The following is an 18147-nucleotide window of genomic DNA, read 5'->3' as shown; positions in this document are numbered from 1 at the left end:
TGTGGGAGCGGGCTTGCCCGCGAAGGGGCGCAAAGCGGCCCCATCCAAGCAGGAATGCTGTTCTCGATGTCTCACCGTTTTTGCCGCAAGGCCGTCTGCGCCCTGGCGCCTTCTCTTGGCCTGTGCGCCTTCGCCCATGCCGAACCCGCCACGACCTTCAACCTGCTCGAACCGGTGGTGGTGACCGGCACTTACGCGCCCAACCCCAGCTTCGACCTGCCCTACTCCATCGACACCGTCGACCGTTCGCAGATCGCCGATGGCCAGCTGGGCGTCAACCTGTCCGAAGCCCTCAACCGCGTCCCCGGCCTGGTGGTGCAGAACCGCCAGAACTACGCCCAGGACCTGCAGATTTCCTCGCGCGGCTATGGCGCTCGCTCGGCCTTCGGCATCCGTGGCATCAAGCTACTCAGCGACGGCATCCCGGCCAGTACCCCGGACGGCCAGGGCCAGGCGGCCTCGCTCAACCTGGACGTAGCCGAGCGCATCGAAGTGCTGCGCGGCCCTGCCTCGGCCATTTATGGCAGCAATGCCGGTGGCGTGATCCAGATGTTCTCCCGCGATGGCTCGGGGCCGCCCAAGGTCGGGGCCGAAACCACCTTCGGCAGCGATGGCTTCAACAAGAACCACGTCTACAGCGAGGGCGGCAGTGAACAGGCGGGCTTTCTGGTCGATGCTTCGCGCATGGACACCGACGGCTACCGCGATCACAGCGCCGCACGCCGCGACCAGACCTTCGCCAAGGTCCACGTCAAGCCCGATGAAGACAGCCGCCTGGCGCTGATCCTCAGCACCCTGGAGCAGAACGGCACCGAAGACCCGCTCGGCCAGACCTGGGACGCCTACAAGCACGACCCGCGCTCGGTGTCGTCGCGTGCCGAGGAATACAATACGCGCAAGAGCATCCACCACCAGCAAGTGGGCATGAACTACGAGCGTTACTTCGGCGACGCGACCTTGCAGTTCAACCTGTATGCCGGCAAGCGCAGCGTCATCCAGTACCTGTCGATCCCCAAAGGCACGCCGGCGAACAACCGTGGCGGCGGCGTGGTCGATTTCGACCGCGAGTTCCACGGCGGCACCCTGCGCTGGATCCAGCCGATCAGCGCCGCGCCCGGTAACCTCACGCTGACCTTCGGTGCCGATTACGACCGCAGCCGCGATGACCGCCGAGGCTTCCAGAACTTCAGCGGCGACACGCTGGGGGTGAAAGGCGAACTGCGCCGCGACGAAAAAGACACCGCCACCAGCCTCGACCCTTATGTGCAGGCGCACTGGGAACTGGAGCGCTGGACCGTCGATGCTGGCCTGCGCCACAGCAGCATGGAAATGGACGTGGACGACCGCTTCCTGTCCAACGGCGATGCCAGCGGCTCGAAAACGTATCAGCGCACCACCCCGACCTTGTCGGTGATGTACGCCTTCACCCCCGACCTGCATGGCTACATCAGTGCAGGCAAAGCCTTCGAGACCCCGACCCAGGCGGAAATGGCCTATGCACCGGGTGCTGTTGAAGGCTTCAACTTCGGCCTGGAGCCGGCCACCAGCACCCAGTACGAGCTTGGCATCAAAGCCCGCCCGGATGACCGTACACGGATCAATGCGGCTATTTTCGAAATCCGCACGGAGGATGAGCTCGTCGTCGCGGCGTCTGAAGGTGGCCGTACCAGCTACCGTAATGCCGGCAAGACTCTGCGCCGTGGCTTCGAGCTGAGCGTGCAGCGCGAACTGAACGCCCAGTGGCAGGCCAACCTGGCCTACACCTTGCTCGATGCCACCTATGACGAAGCCTTCAATCAAGGCACCACGACCATCGACAAGGGCAACCACCTGCCGGGTGTACCGCGTAGCAGCCTGTTCGGCGAATTGGTGTGGAAGCCGCGTGATGGCATCAGCATGGGGGTTGAGGGGCAGTACCGCAGCAAGGTGTATGTCGAAGACACCAACGACCAGCATGCCGCGCCGAGTTATGCGGTGTTCAACTGGCGAACGCGGTTCGAGCAGCACGTGGGGCCGTGGACGTTCCATCAGCTGGTGCGGTTGGACAATCTGCTGGATCGGCAGTATGTCGGCTCGGTGATCGTGGGCGATGGCAATGGCCGCTACTACGAAGCAGCGCCGGGGCGGTCGTGGTATGCCGGAGCCGGGATGGAGTATCAGTTCTGAACCGCCTCTGCTGACTGGGCCGGCCTCTTCGCGGGGCAAGCCCGCTCCCACAGATTCCCCGCTGTCCTTGAGAACGGTGCCGTACCTGTGGGAGCGGGCTTGTCCCGCGAAGGGGCCGGCCCAGGCAACACACCTCCCGGCAGCCAAAGCATGCCACCCACCCATTTCCCCGTTACAATGCCGCCCTACCGTGACAGCCCGAACCTATAACGACATGTCCCTTCCAAAAAATCACCTGGAACTGCTCAGCCCTGCGCGTGACGTGGCCATCGCCCGCGAAGCGATCCTGCACGGCGCTGATGCCATCTACATCGGTGGCCCGAGCTTCGGCGCGCGCCACAACGCCTGCAACGAAGTCGGCGAAATCGCCGAACTGGTCGAGTTCGCCCGGCGCTACCACGCGCGCGTGTTCACCACCATCAACACCATCCTCCACGACAACGAGCTGGAGCCAGCGCGCAAGCTGATTCATCAGCTGTACGACGCCGGCGTCGATGCGCTGATCGTGCAGGACCTGGGGGTGATGGAGCTGGATATCCCGCCAATCGAGCTGCACGCCAGCACCCAGACCGACATCCGCACCCTGGCGCGGGCAAGGTTCCTCGACCAGGCCGGTTTCTCGCAGCTGGTGCTGGCCCGTGAGTTGAACCTGCAGGAGATCCGCGCAATCGCCGCTGAAACCGACGCGGCGATCGAGTTCTTCATCCACGGTGCGCTGTGCGTAGCCTTCTCCGGCCAGTGCAACATCTCCCACGCGCAGACCGGCCGCAGCGCCAACCGTGGCGACTGTTCCCAGGCCTGCCGCCTGCCGTACACCCTCAAGGACGACCAGGGCCGGGTGGTGGCGTTCGAGAAGCACTTGCTGTCGATGAAGGACAACAACCAGACCGCCAACCTGCGCGACCTGGTCGATGCCGGCGTGCGCTCGTTCAAGATCGAGGGCCGCTACAAGGACATGGGCTATGTGAAGAACATCACGGCCCACTACCGCAAAGAACTCGACGCCATCCTCGAAGACCGCCCGGCCCTCGCCCGGGCCTCCAGCGGTCGTACCGAACACTTCTTCCTGCCCGACCCGGACAAGACCTTCCACCGTGGCAGCACCGACTACTTCGTCAGCGACCGCAAGGTCGACATCGGCGCCTTCGACTCGCCCACCTTCACCGGCTTGCCGGTAGGCGTGGTGGAAAAAGTCGGCAAGCGTGACATGCAGGTGGTCACCGACGTGCCGCTGACCAACGGCGACGGCCTCAATGTGCTGGTCAAGCGCGAGGTGGTGGGCTTCCGTGCCAACATCGCCGAGCCGCGTGGCGAGTTCGAGGAAGACGGCCAGAAGCGCTACCGCTACCGGGTCGAGCCCAACGAGATGCCGGAGGGCATGTACAAGCTGCGCCCGAACCACCCGCTGTCGCGCAACCTCGATCACAACTGGCAGCAGGCCCTGCAGCGCACCTCGGCCGAGCGTCGGGTGGGCGTGGAATGGCACGCCGTGCTCACCGAGCAACGGTTGATGCTCAGCGTCTGCAGTGAGGAAGGCGTCAGCGTGCAAGTCGCGCTGGACGGCCCGTTCGGCGCGGCCAACAAGCCGCAGCAGGCGCTGGACCAGTTGCACGACCTGCTGGGCCAGCTGGGTACCACGATGTACCACGCCAACACCATCGAGCTGGATGCGCCACAGGCGTACTTCATCCCCAACTCGCAGCTCAAGGCCCTGCGCCGTGAAGCCATCGAGGCGCTGACCGAAGCACGCATCAAGGCCCACCCGCGTGGCGGGCGCAAGGCCGAGACCACGCCGCCGCCGGTGTACCCTGAGTCGCACCTGTCGTTCCTGGCCAACGTCTACAACCAGAAGGCCCGCGACTTCTACCACCGCCACGGTGTGCAGCTGATCGACGCGGCGTACGAGGCGCACGAGGAACACGGCGAAGTGCCGGTGATGATCACCAAGCACTGCCTGCGTTTCTCGTTCAACCTGTGCCCCAAGCAGGCCAAGGGCGTGACTGGCGTGCGCACCAAGGTGGCGCCTATGCAGCTGATTCAGGGCGATGAAGTGTTGACCCTGAAATTCGACTGCAAGCCGTGCGAGATGCATGTGGTCGGCAAGATGAAGAGCCATATCATCGACCTGCCGACCCCGGGCAGCGCGGTGGCCCAGGTGGTTGGGCACATCAGCCCGGAAGACCTGCTCAAGACCATCGTGCGGGCGCCGCATTGAGGTGAGTCAGTAAGGGTCTCTTAGCGGGCAAGCCCGCTCCCACAGGTCAAGCGCCGCCTGAGAAGACAGCGATGATCCTGTGGGAGCGGGCTTGCCCGCGAATGGTTCGCAAAATGCGGCCTCGTTTACAGAATGCCCAGCCCCCGGGCCGTACGATCCACCGCAATCCGGGTCTTCTCCACCAGCTCATCCAGCTCGCTGTGGTTGGCGACCAGCGCCGGCGCCATGATCATCCGCCCCAGCGTCGAGCGAATGATCACCCCTTCCTCGAAACCATACGTCCGGCACTGCCAGGCCAGGTCATTCTCGTTGGCATAGCGCTTGCGGCTGCCTTTGTCCTCTGCAAACTGCAACGCCGCCACCAACCCTGCGCCCTGCACCTGGCCAATCAGCGGGTGATTGGCAAACACCTCACGCAATATGCGCTGCAGATACGGTCCGGTATCGTCCTTGACCTGGCGCACGATGCCTTCGTCGCGCAGTGCCTTGAGGTTGGCGATGGCCACCGCCGCCGCCACCGGGTGGCCTGAATAGGTCAGGCCGTGGGCGAACACCCCGCCCCGCTCTACCAGCGCCTCGGCGATACGCTTGCTCAGCACCAGCCCGCCCATGGGCACGTAGCCCGAGGTCAGGCCCTTGGCGATGGACAAGGTGTCGGGCTCGAAGCCGAAGTATTCGTGGGCGAACCACTCGCCGGTGCGGCCAAAGCCACCGATCACCTCGTCTGCGCACAGCAGCACGTCGTACTGGCGGCAGATACGCTGGATTTCCGGCCAGTAGCTTTCCGGCGGGAAGATCATGCCGCCCGCGCCCTGGAACGGTTCGGCAACGAAGCCGGCGACGTTTTCGGCGCCCAGTTCGAGAATCTTCTCTTCCAGTTGCAGGGCGCAACGGCGGCCGAACTCGGCCGGTGTCAGTTCACCGCCCTCGGCGTACCAATACGGCTCATCAATGTGCGCCACGTCCGGGATCATCCCGCCCATTTCGTGCATGAACTTCATCCCGCCCAGCGCCGTCGCCGCCAGGGTCGAGCCGTGGTAACCGTTCCAGCGGCCAATCATGATCTTCTTGCTCGGCTGGCCGACCACCTGCCAGTAGCGGCGCACGGTGCGGATCAGCACCTCGTTCGCCTCGGAGCCGGAGTTGGTGTAGATGGCGTGGCTGTAGTGCCCGGGCAGCAGGCTGAAGAGCAGCTCGGACAGTTCGATCACCGCCGGGTGCGTGGTGTGGAAGAACATGTTGTAGTACGCCAGCTGGTCCATCTGCGCAGCGGCGGCGGCAGTCAGGTCCTTGCGGCCGTAGCCGAGCTGGGTGCACCAGAGGCCGGACATGCCGTCCAGGTAGCGCCGGCCGTCGTTGTCCCACAGGTGCAGGCGTTCGCCACGGGTGATCACCCGCGGGCCTTCGGCGTTCAGCGCCTTCTGGTCGAGGAAGGCGTGGATGTGGTGGGCCGCGTCGCTGGCCTGGTAGTCGCGGGTCTCGCGTTGCGGCGTGAAGGGTGCGTTCATGGTCATTCTCCGTGAGTGAGGGTCAGCGCAGCTGGAACCAAGTGGTCTTGAGTTGGGTGTACTTGTCGAAGGCGTGCAGCGAGAGGTCGCGGCCGAAGCCCGACTGGCGGCCACCGCCAAAAGGCACCACCACGTCGAGGGCATCGACGGTGTTGACCGACACGGTGCCGGCCTTCAGGCGCCGGGCGACGCGGTGGGCGCGGTTGAGGTCGTCGCTCCACAGCGAGGCGGCCAGGCCATAGACGCTGTCGTTGGCCAGGCGCACGGCCTGTTCCTCGTCGTCGAAGGCCGTGATCGCCAGCACCGGGCCGAACACCTCATTACGGGCCAGGGCTGAGTCCGGGTGCACGTCAGCGAACACCGTCGGCGCGATGAAGTTGTTCGAGCCGTTGAAACTCAGGCGCTGGCCGCCGCACAGCAGGCGAGCACCGTCGCCCTGGGCCTGCTCGATGGCGGCCATGATGCGCGCGCTCTGCGCAGCGTCGACGATGGCGCCGGCGCGGCTGGCCGGGTCCAGAGGGTCGCCGGGCAACCAGTTGCGGGCCTTGGCCAGCAGGCGCTCGATGAATTCATCCTGGATCGAGCGCTGCACATACAGCCGCGAGTTGGCCGAGCAGACTTCGCCCTGGTTGAAGAAGATGCCGAAGGCGGCCTTTTCGGCGGCCAGGTCGAGGTCCTGGCAGTCGTCGAACACCAAGTTCGGGCTTTTGCCGCCGCACTCCAGCCATACCTGCTTAAGGTTGGATTGCGCCGAGTACTGCATGAAGTACTTGCCCACCTGGGTCGAGCCGGTGAACACCAGGCAGTCCACATCCGGGTGTAAGCCCAGCGCACGGCCAGCATTTTCGCCCAGCCCCGGCACCACGTTGAGCACGCCTTCCGGCACGCCGGCTTCGAGGGCCAGCTCGGCCAGGCGCAGGGCCGAGAATGGCGACTGCTCGGCAGGTTTGAGCACCACGCTGTTGCCGGCAGCCAGGGCCGGTGCGACCTTCCAGGCGGCCATGTCCAGCGGGAAGTTCCACGGCACTACGGCGCCGACCACGCCCAGCGCTTCGCGGGTCACCGTGGCCAGGGCATTGTCGGCGGTTGGCGCGACCTGATCGTAGACTTTGTCCAGCGCCTCGCCGTACCAGGCAAACACATTGGCGGCCCCGGGCACGTCGATGGTGTAGGCGTCCATCACTGGCTTGCCCATGTTCAACGAGTCGAGCAGCGCCAGCTCTTCGCGGTGGGCCATCATCAGCTCGGCCAGGCGCAGCAGCACCCGCTTGCGTGCCGCCGGTGCCATACGGGCCCAGGGGCCTTGCTCGAAGGCGCGGCGGGCCGAACGCACGGCCTGGTCGACTTCGGCGTCGCCACAGGCGGCCACCTTGGCCAGCAGTTGCTCGGTGGCCGGGTTGAGGGTATCGAAGGTCGCCCCGGACTGTGCCGCCAATGGGCGGCCATCGACTAACGCCGTGGTGATGAAGCTTTGCCGTGCAGCGCGCTGCTGCCAATCGCTTTTCGTATGCACGCGGGTCTCCCTTGCGGCTGCGCGGGCAGCCGCTTGTGATGGTTGTTCGTAGGGGCGGAGGTGGCGCCGTCAGCGCCTTCGCAGGTAGCTTTCCAGCGGGTCTTTGCTCAAGCCTTCCTGGGCCTGGGCCAGGGAGTCGATGAACAACGAAAACAGCTCGGATTGCTTGGCGATATCAAGCTTGGTGTAGAGGTTCTTGCGGTGGGTCTTCACCGTGTCTTCGCTGATGCCCAGGCGCTCGGCAAGGGAACGCGTCGAATGGCCACGCAGCAGGTACTGGGCGATGCGGCACTCGCGCTCGGTGAGCAGGGACGAGCCAAAATTGTTCAACGCAGCGTTGATCTGCCGGCCCAGGGCACTTTCGAAACGCCCACCCACGGCGTCGACATCCAGGTGGCTCCACTGCCGCCGCACCACGGCCACGACCCAGGGCGCCACGCACTTGAGGTCGCTGACCTGCTGGCGGTCCAGGCGCCGGGTGCTGGCCAGGGCCACGGCGATGGTCAGGTGTTCATCCAGCGGCACGATGAAGTTCAGCTCGTCCTCAAGGTGCGCGTGCTGGTAGAACGACAGGTAATACTCGCTGCGTTTGAAGTGGTCGGGGGCGACGTCGCTGAGGCGAAAGCAGCCAGCCGCCACGCCGTCCATGCAGGCCCGGTAGAACGGGCACAGCAGGTAGTAGCCTTCGAGGTAGCGCTGCACGTTGCCTTCCGGCAGCCATGGGCCCTCCTCGTCCTTGACGAACAGCGCCGAGGGCAGGCCCTTGCGTGGGTAAAGGAACACGGTGATGGCCTGGCACGGCGCAAGCAGCTTGAGCGCGGCGAACAGTGCCTCGACGAAGCCCGGCGTGCCCTGGGCGTCGATGACACGGGCCATCTGCGCGTACCAGTCGGGCGATTTCAGCCGGTCTTTGCTCATTGTCGTTGTCCCATGCTGGGTTGTTATGGTTGGGATTCTTGCATGGGTTGGCGGGGCCGGCCATCACCCTTCGGGGTGAGGTTGTGGCATGCTCTGCAGCACCTTCATTTCAGGGCCTGAACATGCTGATCGACGAAGAACTGACCCTGAAAAAGCTCGAGACCTTCCTCGCCTTCATGCGCAGCGGCAACCTCGGCCGCGCCGCCGCCGAACTGTCCACCAGCGCGGTCAGCGTGCACCGCGCCATCCATTCGCTGGAAAGCGCCCTGCGCTGCCCGCTGTTCAAGCACGAAGGTCGCCAGCTGATTCCGCTGGAAAGTGCCTATGTGCTGGAAAAGAAAGCCCGCCAGCTGATTCAGGATGCCGAACAGATGGTACGCCAGACCCGAGAAGCCGCCGGTTTCTACGCCGAGCGCTTCCGCCTGGGGGCGTTGTACTCGCTGACCGTGAAGACCGTGCCGAAGCTGGTGATGGGCCTGAAGCTGCGGCGCAGCGAGCTGAACATCGACCTGACCTTGGGCTCGAACGTCGACCTGCTGCAGCGCCTGAAAAACCATGAACTGGAAGCAATGCTGGTGTCGCTGGACGAAAGCGTGGCGGACCCTGCCTGCGAGCAACTGCCGCTGTTCTCCGACGATATCTTCCTGGCCGTGCCCACCGATTCGCCGTTCGCCGAACAACAGGAAGTCGACCTGGCGGACCTCGCCGACTCGACCTTCATCACCCTGACCCAAGGTTTTGCCACCCACCGCGATGGCGCGCGGGTGTTCCAGCAGGCGGGGTTCGAGCCGAAGGTGGCGATGCAGGTGAACGATATCTTCACCCTGCTGAGCATGGTCAGCTCCGGGGTGGGGTTCGCCCTGTTGCCGGGGCGCATTGCCGCGGTATACGAAAACCGCGTGAAGCTGATTGCGCTGCAGGCGCGGTATCGCTTGCAGCAGCACATTGGGGTGGTGTTTTTGAAGGCTCGGGAGCGGGAGCCGAATTTGCTGGCATTGCTGGCTGAGTGCCGGATGTACAGCCGGGAGAATTGAGATGTTCTTTTCGCGGGCAAGCCCGCTCCCACAGGTACAGTGCTGTACTTTGGATCAGCACTGTACCTGTGGGAGCGGGCTTGCCCGCGAAGAAGCCGGAATTATCCCACCAATCCTCGAACACAGAAATACAGAATCGAAGGCCCCATCAAACACCCCAAACCAGTATGGAAAGTCGCCGTCAGCGCGCCGTACGGCACCAACCGCCGATCCGTCGCTGCCAGCCCCGCCGTCACCCCCGACACCGTCCCGGCCAGGCCGCCAAACACCATCGCCGAGCGCGGATTGTCCAGCGCCAGCAAGCGCGCCGACACCGGCGTGAACACCATCACCAGAATCGCCTTGATCAACCCGGTGGCAATCGACAGCGCCATCACCTCCGAGCTTGCGCCCAGCGCCGCCCCGGTCACTGGCCCGACGATGTAGGTCACTGCACCGGCACCGATGGTGGTCATGCTCACCGCATCGCGGTAACCGAAGGCATAGGCCACGCCGGCACCCACTATGAACGGCAGCACGGTCCCCAGCAGCAACGCGATCGCCCCGATCATGCCAGCCTTGCGCGCTTCGGTCGCCTGCACTTCGAACGCCGTGGCGACGATGGCGAAATCGCGCAGCATGGCCCCGCCCATCAGGCCGATGCCGGAGAACAGCGCCATGTCCGCCAGGCCTTTCTGCCCGCCCGTGACGGTGCCGCCGACCCAGGCCAGCACCAGGCCGATGACGATGGCGATGGCCGAACCGTGCACGCGGCCGAAGGTCAGGTACTTCGACAGCAGCACCGACAACCACATGATCCCGCCGACCACCGCGAACGCGGTGATCAGGCCGTTGTGTTCCAGGGCATTGTCAATGAGTGGCCACATGTCAGCGACCTCCTGCAGGGGCTACCTGCGTGTCGACGGTGGGGGGCGTTTCCAGCGCGGGCAACGGTTCGCCGCGATGGCTGCGGCTGATCAAGGCGATGGTCAGGCCGCACACCAGCACCGCACCGATCGCCGCCAGCAGCGCCACCGGCCCGCCGTGCAAGGCGGTGACCACGTTTTGCTGGGCGGCCATGGCCACCACCACCGGAATGTACATGGCGCCCCAGAAACCGACACCGAATTCGCACTCTTTGCTCATGCCGCCATTACGGTGCATGTAGAGCCTTGCGCAGATCAGCAGGATCATGGCGATGCCGACCCCGCCCACATTGGATTTGACGCCCAGCAGCACGCCCAGGAAGTCGCCGACGATGACGCCGGCAAGCGTGCACACGGCCAGCAGAGCCACACCATAGATGATCATTGTTGTTGTCCTCAGCTTGTATCGAAGTTGTTTGTTGTTGTCCTTCGAGTTGCAGCGCCGTCATCTGTGCTCGGCCACCTCCTGGCGCAGCAGCGCATCGAGGGTGTCCGGCCGGGTGGCCTCGATGGCCAGCACCCTGCCCTGTTCGAACACCGGGCGGGCCAGGCCGCTGAGCACGCTGCCGGGCGGTATTTCCAGGTGCAGGCGCACGCCGCGTTCATAGGCTGTACGCAACGTAGCACGCCAGTCGACGAGCCTGGCCATGTTGCCGGCCAGGTCGTCACGCAGGCGTAGCTGATCAAAGATCGGCCGGGCGCTACTGCCGCTCAGGTAGGTGATGCGTGGGCGATGCAGGGTTACGTCGGCGAATGCGCGTGCCAGCTCGGCGGCGGGGCCGTCGAGCAAGCGGCAATGCGACGGCACGCTGACCGCCAGGCGCCGGGCCGCACCCTGGCCACGGCTGCGCGCACGGGCAGCGACCTCGGCCATGGCGGTATCGCTGCCGGCGATGACGATCTGGTTGTCGCTGTTGAGGTTGGCCAGGTAGACCTCGCCACCGACCTCCGCCAGCAAGCGCTCGACGCTGGCCAGGTCAAGGCCGCTGAGGGCGGTCATGCCGTAGCCTTGCGGGTAGGCGCGCTGCATCAGCTCACCGCGCAAGGCCACCAGGCGCATGGCGTCCGGCAGTGCCAATGCCTGGGCTGTGACGGCCGCGGGATAGGCGCCGATCGACAGGCCCGCCACGTAATCCGGCGCCGGGCTGCGCTGCAGCAACCAGCGTGCCCAGGCCACGCCTGCCAGCAGTAGGCACAGTTGCACGGCGCGAGTCGATTGCAGCGCCTGATGGCTGTCGAGTTCAAGCACCTGCTCACCGAGGGTATCGCTGGCTTCCTCCAGCAATACTCCCGAACCCTCTGGAAGGCCGTGCAGCATGCCCGCCTGCTGAGCACCCTGGCCAGGGAAGGCGAACAGGCTGCTCACGCTGCACGCTCCAGCAGGTTCCAAGGATCCGCCACTAACCGTGCGCCAAGTGCCGACTTGAGCATTACCCGCGGCGCCGTGCCAGCCCATTCGCGCAGAGCGACGGCGCCAGCGGGGGTGTCCAGTTGCACATCGATGCGGCATGGGCCGCAGTCGAGGATATCCAGCAGCTCGCGCGCCTTGGCCCGTGTCAGGGGCCGGGGGGTGCGCAACACCAGGTCGAGGTCGCTGGCTGCGTGCAGCACATCGACTCCGCTGGCCAACTGGTAACCCACCCCACCCGTCGGCCCCCAGGCCAGCCCGCTGGCGTCGAGTACCGGGGCCACCGAAGCCAATGCCTGCAGCGCTGGCCAGCGGCTTTCACCCTGCCAGCGCAAGGCTTCTGGCCTCAGTTGCCGACGAATATCGACCAGCCGCATCTGCGCCGCCAGACGCTGCGCCCGCCCTTCCCCACGCAGGCCCACCGCCACCCAGCCTGCCGCACAGGCAGCACGCCGTACCACCACCGGTTGCCCGGCCGACAGCACCCGCGAGGCCCAATCTGGAGCATCAGCAGGCAACGCCGCCGGGGTCATTCCCCAGAGCAGATCATGGGGTTGCGGGGCGTTCATCTCAGGCCTCCCGCCACTGGCTACGCAGCCGCGAACGCACGTCGCGCGAGGCGCTGCGATGTTCGCCGGCCAAACGAGAAGACAGATCGGTGGAGTGGCCAATATCGCGAACCGCGTCGGCCAGGCAGGCACGCACCTGAGCCAGGTCGGCGCTGCTTGGCGTGTCGGCGTTGTCCACACTCAAGCGCCGCCACAGCAGGCCGAGCGAGGCATAGCTGGCCAGGTCATACGCCATCGGCGGTACTTCGGCAGCCAGGGCTTCGAGTTGCTCGACACTGCGCAAGGTGATGCGCGCCGCCGCCGCCTTGCCCATCGCGTGCACCATCACCCCGCTGTCATCCAGGGCGATCAGACGCTGGGCCTGGTAGCCGTGGGCGAGGAAGGCGCCAGACATCGCCTTGCCCACCAGCAGGCCAATCACCGGGTGCCCGGCCAGGCGTGCCTGGGCATAGGCCTGTACCGCAGCGGCCAACGCCTGATGGATACCCAGCGCTTCCTCGCGGCGGCCGTAAGCCTGGCTGGGCACATCGATGACTGCAACAATGGCGCGTTTCTCACCCTTGCGGTCCAGTTCGACCGCCTCGCTCACCGCTTTGGCAAGGCCCCAGCCTTCGAGCAGGCCAACCTCGCCATTACGCGCCCGGGGGAACGGGTTATGTGCATCCGGTACCACGGCGATGAAGCGCGCCAGGCGGTTGTCCAGTTCGCCGTCGATCACCTGTAGCGAGGCAGGATAACCTGGCAGCACTTCGCCACCGGCCAGGCCCGGCAGCCAGTTCAGGGCACGGTTCATGAGGCATCTCCTTGGTAAAGGGCACGCACGGCGGTGGCGTCCAGTTGCGGGCAGTCATCGCCAAGGCTTGCGAGCCGCTCCAGGTACCAAGCGTGGCGGCCTGCGCGGTTGGCGGCCGGTGTATCGAGCAACTGCAGCAGCTGCTGGCGAATGCTGTCGACGTCATCGGCCACGTAGCCGTCCACCAGGCCGCTGGCGTAGCGCTGCTCGCCACCGGTCAGGCTCCAGATGAACGGGCGGTCCTTGGCGTCGTACTCGGCGATACCAGCTTCCTGCTCGATCACCTGCGGGCCGTTGAGGCCCAGGCGCGCTTCGCGGGTGACCAGCAAGTGGCTGCACAGGCCCGCCGCGATGGACATGCCACCAAAGCAGCCGACGGAGCCTGCAACCAGGCCGATGACTGGCTGATGGGTCCGCAGTTCGACGATCGCCGCCTGGATTTCGGCAATCGCCGCTAGGCCGAGGTTGGCTTCCTGCAGGCGCACGCCGCCGGTTTCCAGCAGCAGCACGGCGCAAGTCGGGATGCCGTTGCGGTTGTCTTCGATGGCCAGCTCCAGCGCACCGGCAATCTTGGCGCCGCCCACTTCGCCCATGCTGCCGCCCTGGAAGGCGCCTTCGATGGCGGCGATGACAGTGCGGCGGCCGTTGAGCAGGCCTTTGGCAATAACTACGCCGTCGTCGGCCTGGGGCACGATGCCCTGGCGCGGCAGCCACGGCGACATCAACCGGTCGAACGGGCCGAGCAGCTCGCGGAAACTACCCGCGTCGAGCACGGCACGGGCGCGTTGGCGCGCACCCAGTTCGACGAAGCTGCGGCTGCGCAGCAGGCGTTCGGTGTCAGTCATGGGCGATCTCCTCGAAGGCTTGCTCCAGGCGCAGGCGAACTACGCCTGGGGTAGCGCCGAAATCATGGATGTCGAGCTTGACGGCTGGCCAGGCACGGCCTTCGAACAGGCGCTGGAACAGCTGGTCCCAGCGCGCGCCGCTGCCGTTGACCGAGGTCACCACCTGGATCTCCAGGCGGCCGGCTGTGCCAGGTTCTATCAGCACTTCCAGGTCGCCAGAACTGACGCAGCCCACCAGGGTGCGGCCACGGCCAGGCTCGGCGGCGGGAAATTGAAAGGTCAGGGTTTCCATGTCACAGGCTCCCGGCTTTGTCGAGGAACAGGCAGGCGGCCAGCAGATCGGCGGCGCCGCCCGGTGAGGCGTTGAGGTGCAGCAGCTGGGCGTCCAGCTGGCGCAGTTGGCGGCGGCCAGCGAGTGTGGCGCTGCCACCGGCAGCGAGTACGTTGCCGGCGCCCTGTTGCAACGCTTGCAGTCCTTCGGGGCCGGCGCGCCAGAGCACGCAGGTGTCGCTGAGTGCGGCCATGATCGCCAGCAGGGCATCGAGACGTGCTTGGTTTTCGCTGGCGCCGGCAGCACGGCTGCGGCGCAAGTGCGGCAGGCCGTGCTCGATCACGGCGGGGAAGCCTTGCTGGGCTTGCTCGCGGGCACCGCTGGCGCCGTAACGGCGACGGACCTGGGTGCCGTGGCTGTCTTGTGCGGTGGCGGCCGGGTCATCGATCAGGGCGATGCGGCCGGCACGTGCGGCGAGTGTTTGCGGGTCAGCCTCTGCCTCCAGGGCTCGCGCCGCTACCAGCAGCCCAAGCGCCCAGATCGCCCCGCGATGGGTGTTGATGCCGCCCGTAGTGGCCAACATGGCGGCTTCGCCTTCGCGGCCGATACGGCCGAGCGCTGCGCGCAGGGGCAGGCCGATCTCGCCATGGTCTTGAGCAGCCTCGGCCATCTGCCGCAGGCAGGGCCACAGGGCCAGCGCCGAGGCATGCATCAGGGCCAGGGTCATGTCGGTGTGGGCCCCGCTGCTGCGGCGGTCTACCAAGCCGGGTTTGGGAGACAGATCGGCTTCGTCGATCAGGGATTCGACTGCCAGGTCGGCAAGATGGTCGGCCAGGTGGATTTTGATTGGCTGTTCTGGCCTCTTCGCGGGCAAGCCCGCTCCCACAGGTTCCCCATCGTTGTCGAAAACTGCGATGTACCTGTGGGAGCGGGCTTGCCCGCGAAGAGGACGATGCGGTTGTGGATTGGATATGTGCATTTACCAGCTCCTGAACCGTGCGGGCGGGTTGTACAGGCCACCGGACCACTCGACCAGGTCGGCGATGCTGCGTGCGGCGAGCAGTTCGCGGCTAGCGTCGGTGCGGCGGATGCCAAGGTCTTCGGGCAGGGCCACCAAGCCTTGTTGGCGCAGGCGCAGGGTGTCCTTGGGGTCATGGCGCAAACCGATGGCGGTGACCCCGGCCACGGCAGCGATCATTTGCTGGCGCTCCTCCAGGCTGCGGGCCTTGTACAGGTAGGCGATGCCTTCTTCGGTGAGCAGGTGGGTGACGTCGTCGCCATAGATCATCACCGGCGCCAGTGGCATACCGGCCTTTTTCGCCACCTCGACGGCATCGAGGGTTTCGACGAAGGTGGGTTTGCCGCCTTCCTGATAGGTCTCGACCATCTGCACCACCAGCTTGCGGCCGCGCTCCAGCATCGTGTCGGGCACCGTCATGTCGAGCCAGGCCGGGGTGGCGTGGCGCCGGCCGCGGGGGTCATGGCCCATGTTCGGCGCGCCGCCGAAACCGGCCAGGCGACCGCGCGTGACTGTCGAGGAATGGCCATCGCCATCGACCTGCAAAGTGGCGCCGATGAACAGATCGACCGCGTACTGCCCGGCCAGCTGGCACATCATGCGGTTGGAGCGCAACGAGCCGTCGCGGCCGGTGAAGAACACGTCCGGGCGCTGGGCAATGTAGTCCTCCATGCCCAGTTCGGTGCCGAAGCAGTGCACGCTTTCGACCCAGCCGGTTTCGATGGCGGGGATCAGCGTCGGGTGCGGGTTGAGCGTCCAGTTGCGGCAGATCTTGCCTTTGAGGCCCAACGACGCGCCGTAGGTCGGCAGGATCAGTTCGATGGCAGCGGTGTTGAAGCCGATGCCGTGGTTGAGCGACTGCACCTGGTGTTTTTCATAGATGCCGCGGATCGCCATCATCGCCATCAGCACGTGCACGTGTTTGATATGGCGCGGGTCGCGGGTGAACAGCGGCTCGATGTAGAACGGCTGGTCGGCGACCACCACGAAGTCTACCCATGACGCGGGAATGTCCACGCGCGGCAGGTCGTCGACCCGGTCCACCAGCTGGTTGACCTGCGCTATGACCAGGCCATCGCTGAAGGCTGCCGGTTCCACCAGCGCCGGGGTGTCCTCGGTGCTGGGGCCGGTGTACAGGTTGCCGTCGCGGTCGGCCATGAAACCGGCGACCAGGGTGACGTTGGGGATCAGGTCCACCAACAGGCGCGAATAGAGTTCGATGTAGGTGTGGATGGCGCCGACTTCGAGCAGGCCGTCTTCCAGCAGCTGGCCGATGCGCAGGCTCTGCGGGCCGGCAAAGGAAAAGTCGAGCTTGCGGGCGATGCCGCGTTCGAACAAGTCCAAGTGCTCGGCACGGCTGACGCTGGGCATGATCATATGCAGGTCGTGCAGGCGCTCGGGGTTGGCTTTGGCCAGCGAACGCGAGAGGAAGTCGGCCTGCTTCTGGTTATTGCCTTCGAGCACTACCCGGTCACCGGGGGCGATCAGCAGTTCCAGGGCTTCGACGATGCGCTCGGTGGGCAGCACCACACCGTCAGCCAGGTGTTTGACGCGGTCGACGCGGCGTTGCTTTTCGGCGCGCCGCCTCGACCATTGCGGCGGTGGATTCTTCGTTATGGTCATTGGGTGACTCCACGGGTTCGCTGTCGTGGAGGCACATTAGGGCGGTAGGCGATGGGTGATCAATCAAGCAGGAGGCGTGATCGTTACGCTAAGGGTAATGGATACGGGAGTGCCGCGCGGCGGCGCTCGATCTAAAGTACGCTGTAAAGCCCAAGCCGCATAAATGCACGACCCCCCTGCAGAATTGCCGATTGTGCCGGGCAAATTTGCATGACAGGATCCTGCAATACGCCAACGCACTCCAGACTTCACTTGGAAAATCAATAACAAAGCAGGGAGAACGCGATGACCGCGCATGCTCACATCTCGGCAACGGATCATGTCTTGGCCGAGGTTCGCAACCAGGTTGGCCACCTCACCCTCAACCGCCCCGCTGGCCTCAACGCCCTGACGCTGGAGATGGTGCGCAGCCTGCGCCAGCACCTCGACCGCTGGGCCGATGACCCGCAGGTACTGGCCGTGGTCCTGCGCGGCGAAGGCCCCAAGGGTTTCTGCGCCGGCGGTGATATCCGTTCGCTCTACGACAGCTACAAGGCCGGCGAGACCTTGCATGAAGATTTCTTCGTCGAGGAGTACGCCCTCGACCTGCTGATCCACCGTTACCGCAAACCGGTACTGGTGCTGATGGACGGCTTCACCCTCGGCGGCGGCATGGGTCTGGCCCAGGGCTGCGACCTGCGAGTGGTCACCGAGCGCAGCCGCCTGGGCATGCCCGAGGTCGGCATCGGTTACTTCCCGGACGTCGGCGGCAGCTACTTCCTTTCGCGCATTCCCGGCGAACTGGGCACTTACCTGGGCGTCAGTGGCGCGCAGATCCAAGCCGCCGACGCGCTGTATTGTGGCCTGGCCGATTGGTACGTGCCCAGCGAAAAGCTTGCCACGCTGGACGAAGGGCTCGACCATCTGAGCTTCGGCGACCATCCGCTCAAGGACCTGCAGAACCTGCTGGCCAAGCTTGGCAGCCAAGTCCTGGACGATGCCCCCCTGGAAAAGCTGCGCCCTGCCATCGACCACTTCTTCGCCCTGCCCGACCTGGCGGCGATCATCGAGCAGCTGCGCGCCGTCAGCATCGGCGACAGCCACCCATGGGCACTGGCCACTGCCGATCAGCTGGAAAGCCGCTCGCCGCTCGCCACGGCCGTTACGCTGGAGATGCTGCGCCGCGGCCGTCACCTGGCGCTGGAGGACTGCTTCGCTCTGGAGCTGCACTTGGACCGCCAGTGGTTCCAGCACGGCGACATCATCGAGGGCGTGCGTGCCCTGATCATCGACAAGGACAAGCAGCCGCGCTGGAACCCGCCGACCCTCGCCGGCCTGCAACCCCAGCGGGTCGATCAATTCTTCGAAGGCCTGTGAGCCGG

General features: G+C 65.6%; 16 protein-coding genes. 4 read left to right on the top strand and 12 right to left on the bottom strand.

Translation table 11 applies throughout. The features are described from left to right. The first annotated feature begins 66 nt into the window (after positions 1-66). A complete protein-coding gene (locus tag ACZ6YA_RS13545) occupies positions 67-2166 on the top strand; it encodes a TonB-dependent receptor family protein (RefSeq protein ID WP_465897628.1) in 2100 nt (699 codons plus the stop codon). A gap of 214 nt (positions 2167-2380) precedes the next feature. After that, the gene (locus tag ACZ6YA_RS13540; protein ID WP_465897627.1) at positions 2381-4381 is read left to right on the top strand and encodes a peptidase U32 family protein; all 2001 of its coding nucleotides are present in this window, start codon (positions 2381-2383) and stop codon (positions 4379-4381) included. Between the two features lie 125 nt (positions 4382-4506). Here ACZ6YA_RS13540 and ACZ6YA_RS13535 read toward each other — a convergent pair whose 3' ends face one another. The 3 genes from ACZ6YA_RS13535 to ACZ6YA_RS13525 form a co-directional block, all read right to left on the bottom strand. Then, positions 4507-5889 (bottom strand): aspartate aminotransferase family protein, encoded by a 1383-nt coding sequence (locus ACZ6YA_RS13535; protein WP_465897626.1) that lies wholly within the window; start codon positions 5887-5889, stop codon positions 4507-4509. Between the two features lie 22 nt (positions 5890-5911). After that, complete coding sequence (locus ACZ6YA_RS13530) at positions 5912-7402, bottom strand: aldehyde dehydrogenase (RefSeq protein ID WP_465897625.1); 1491 nt, start codon at positions 7400-7402, stop codon at positions 5912-5914. A gap of 69 nt (positions 7403-7471) precedes the next feature. Further along, positions 7472-8320, bottom strand: coding sequence for a helix-turn-helix transcriptional regulator (locus tag ACZ6YA_RS13525; protein WP_119687137.1), 849 nt, complete (start codon positions 8318-8320; stop codon positions 7472-7474). A 122-nt stretch (positions 8321-8442) separates the two neighbouring features. On the opposite strand from ACZ6YA_RS13525, the gene ACZ6YA_RS13520 reads away from it, so the two are divergent. Beyond that, positions 8443-9354, top strand: a complete 912-nt coding sequence (locus tag ACZ6YA_RS13520) for a LysR family transcriptional regulator (protein WP_346615500.1) — start codon at positions 8443-8445, stop codon at positions 9352-9354. 101 nt (positions 9355-9455) lie between these two features. On the opposite strand, the gene madM is transcribed toward ACZ6YA_RS13520, so the two are convergent. Genes madM through mdcA form a run of 9 tightly spaced genes read right to left on the bottom strand, consistent with a single transcriptional unit; the run spans position 9456 to position 16786 of the window. Further along, complete coding sequence (gene madM / locus ACZ6YA_RS13515) at positions 9456-10220, bottom strand: malonate transporter subunit MadM (RefSeq protein ID WP_465897623.1); 765 nt, start codon at positions 10218-10220, stop codon at positions 9456-9458. Position 10221: 1 nt separating this feature from the next. Beyond that, a complete protein-coding gene (gene madL, locus ACZ6YA_RS13510; protein WP_465897622.1) occupies positions 10222-10644 on the bottom strand; it encodes a malonate transporter subunit MadL in 423 nt (140 codons plus the stop codon). Positions 10645-10704: 60 nt separating this feature from the next. Continuing rightward, positions 10705-11625, bottom strand: a complete 921-nt coding sequence (mdcH, locus tag ACZ6YA_RS13505; RefSeq protein ID WP_465897621.1) for a malonate decarboxylase subunit epsilon — start codon at positions 11623-11625, stop codon at positions 10705-10707. Further along, the gene (locus ACZ6YA_RS13500; RefSeq protein ID WP_465897620.1) at positions 11622-12236 is read right to left on the bottom strand and encodes a malonate decarboxylase holo-ACP synthase; all 615 of its coding nucleotides are present in this window, start codon (positions 12234-12236) and stop codon (positions 11622-11624) included. Before ACZ6YA_RS13500 ends, mdcH begins: the two co-directional genes overlap by 4 nt. Position 12237: 1 nt before the next feature. Next, entirely contained in the window at positions 12238-13029 is a 792-nt protein-coding gene (mdcE, locus tag ACZ6YA_RS13495; RefSeq protein ID WP_465897619.1) for a biotin-independent malonate decarboxylase subunit gamma, read from the bottom strand. Then, positions 13026-13874 carry a biotin-independent malonate decarboxylase subunit beta gene (locus ACZ6YA_RS13490; RefSeq protein ID WP_465897618.1) on the bottom strand — a complete coding sequence of 283 codons (849 nt, stop codon included), beginning with the start codon at positions 13872-13874 and terminating at the stop codon, positions 13026-13028. Before ACZ6YA_RS13490 ends, mdcE begins: the two co-directional genes overlap by 4 nt. Continuing rightward, positions 13867-14166: a malonate decarboxylase subunit delta gene (locus ACZ6YA_RS13485; RefSeq protein WP_400804126.1), complete on the bottom strand. Its 300-nt coding sequence runs from the start codon at positions 14164-14166 to the stop codon at positions 13867-13869. Before ACZ6YA_RS13485 ends, ACZ6YA_RS13490 begins: the two co-directional genes overlap by 8 nt. Before the next feature lies 1 nt (position 14167). Beyond that, the gene (locus tag ACZ6YA_RS13480; protein WP_465897617.1) at positions 14168-15124 is read right to left on the bottom strand and encodes a triphosphoribosyl-dephospho-CoA synthase; all 957 of its coding nucleotides are present in this window, start codon (positions 15122-15124) and stop codon (positions 14168-14170) included. Then, positions 15125-16786: a malonate decarboxylase subunit alpha gene (gene mdcA / locus ACZ6YA_RS13475; RefSeq protein ID WP_465897616.1), complete on the bottom strand. Its 1662-nt coding sequence runs from the start codon at positions 16784-16786 to the stop codon at positions 15125-15127. A gap of 285 nt (positions 16787-17071) precedes the next feature. Here mdcA and ACZ6YA_RS13470 point away from each other — a divergent pair, with 285 nt between their 5' ends. Continuing rightward, on the top strand, positions 17072-18142 hold the full coding sequence (locus ACZ6YA_RS13470) for an enoyl-CoA hydratase/isomerase family protein (protein WP_465897615.1): 1071 nt from the start codon (positions 17072-17074) through the stop codon (positions 18140-18142). Positions 18143-18147 lie beyond the last annotated feature (5 nt).

It is taken from the genome of Pseudomonas sp. NPDC090752 (assembly GCF_055584805.1).
This window is presented reverse-complemented; position numbering and strand designations above follow the sequence as displayed.

Excerpts from the sequence above, each read along its gene's own strand:
- ACZ6YA_RS13545 (WP_465897628.1), top strand. The coding sequence starts at position 67 with ATGTCTCACCGTTTTTGCCGCAAGGCCGTCTGCGCCCTGGCGCCTTCT.
- madL (WP_465897622.1), bottom strand. The coding sequence starts at position 10,644 with ATGATCATCTATGGTGTGGCTCTGCTGGCCGTGTGCACGCTTGCCGGC.
- mdcA (WP_465897616.1), bottom strand. The coding sequence starts at position 16,786 with ATGACCATAACGAAGAATCCACCGCCGCAATGGTCGAGGCGGCGCGCC.
- ACZ6YA_RS13525 (WP_119687137.1), bottom strand. The coding sequence starts at position 8,320 with ATGAGCAAAGACCGGCTGAAATCGCCCGACTGGTACGCGCAGATGGCC.
- ACZ6YA_RS13485 (WP_400804126.1), bottom strand. The coding sequence starts at position 14,166 with ATGGAAACCCTGACCTTTCAATTTCCCGCCGCCGAGCCTGGCCGTGGC.
- ACZ6YA_RS13500 (WP_465897620.1), bottom strand. The coding sequence starts at position 12,236 with ATGAACGCCCCGCAACCCCATGATCTGCTCTGGGGAATGACCCCGGCG.
- ACZ6YA_RS13480 (WP_465897617.1), bottom strand. The coding sequence starts at position 15,124 with ATGCACATATCCAATCCACAACCGCATCGTCCTCTTCGCGGGCAAGCC.
- madM (WP_465897623.1), bottom strand. The coding sequence starts at position 10,220 with ATGTGGCCACTCATTGACAATGCCCTGGAACACAACGGCCTGATCACC.
- ACZ6YA_RS13540 (WP_465897627.1), top strand. The coding sequence starts at position 2,381 with ATGTCCCTTCCAAAAAATCACCTGGAACTGCTCAGCCCTGCGCGTGAC.
- ACZ6YA_RS13490 (WP_465897618.1), bottom strand. The coding sequence starts at position 13,874 with ATGACTGACACCGAACGCCTGCTGCGCAGCCGCAGCTTCGTCGAACTG.
- mdcE (WP_465897619.1), bottom strand. The coding sequence starts at position 13,029 with ATGAACCGTGCCCTGAACTGGCTGCCGGGCCTGGCCGGTGGCGAAGTG.
- ACZ6YA_RS13470 (WP_465897615.1), top strand. The coding sequence starts at position 17,072 with ATGACCGCGCATGCTCACATCTCGGCAACGGATCATGTCTTGGCCGAG.
- ACZ6YA_RS13520 (WP_346615500.1), top strand. The coding sequence starts at position 8,443 with ATGCTGATCGACGAAGAACTGACCCTGAAAAAGCTCGAGACCTTCCTC.
- ACZ6YA_RS13535 (WP_465897626.1), bottom strand. The coding sequence starts at position 5,889 with ATGAACGCACCCTTCACGCCGCAACGCGAGACCCGCGACTACCAGGCC.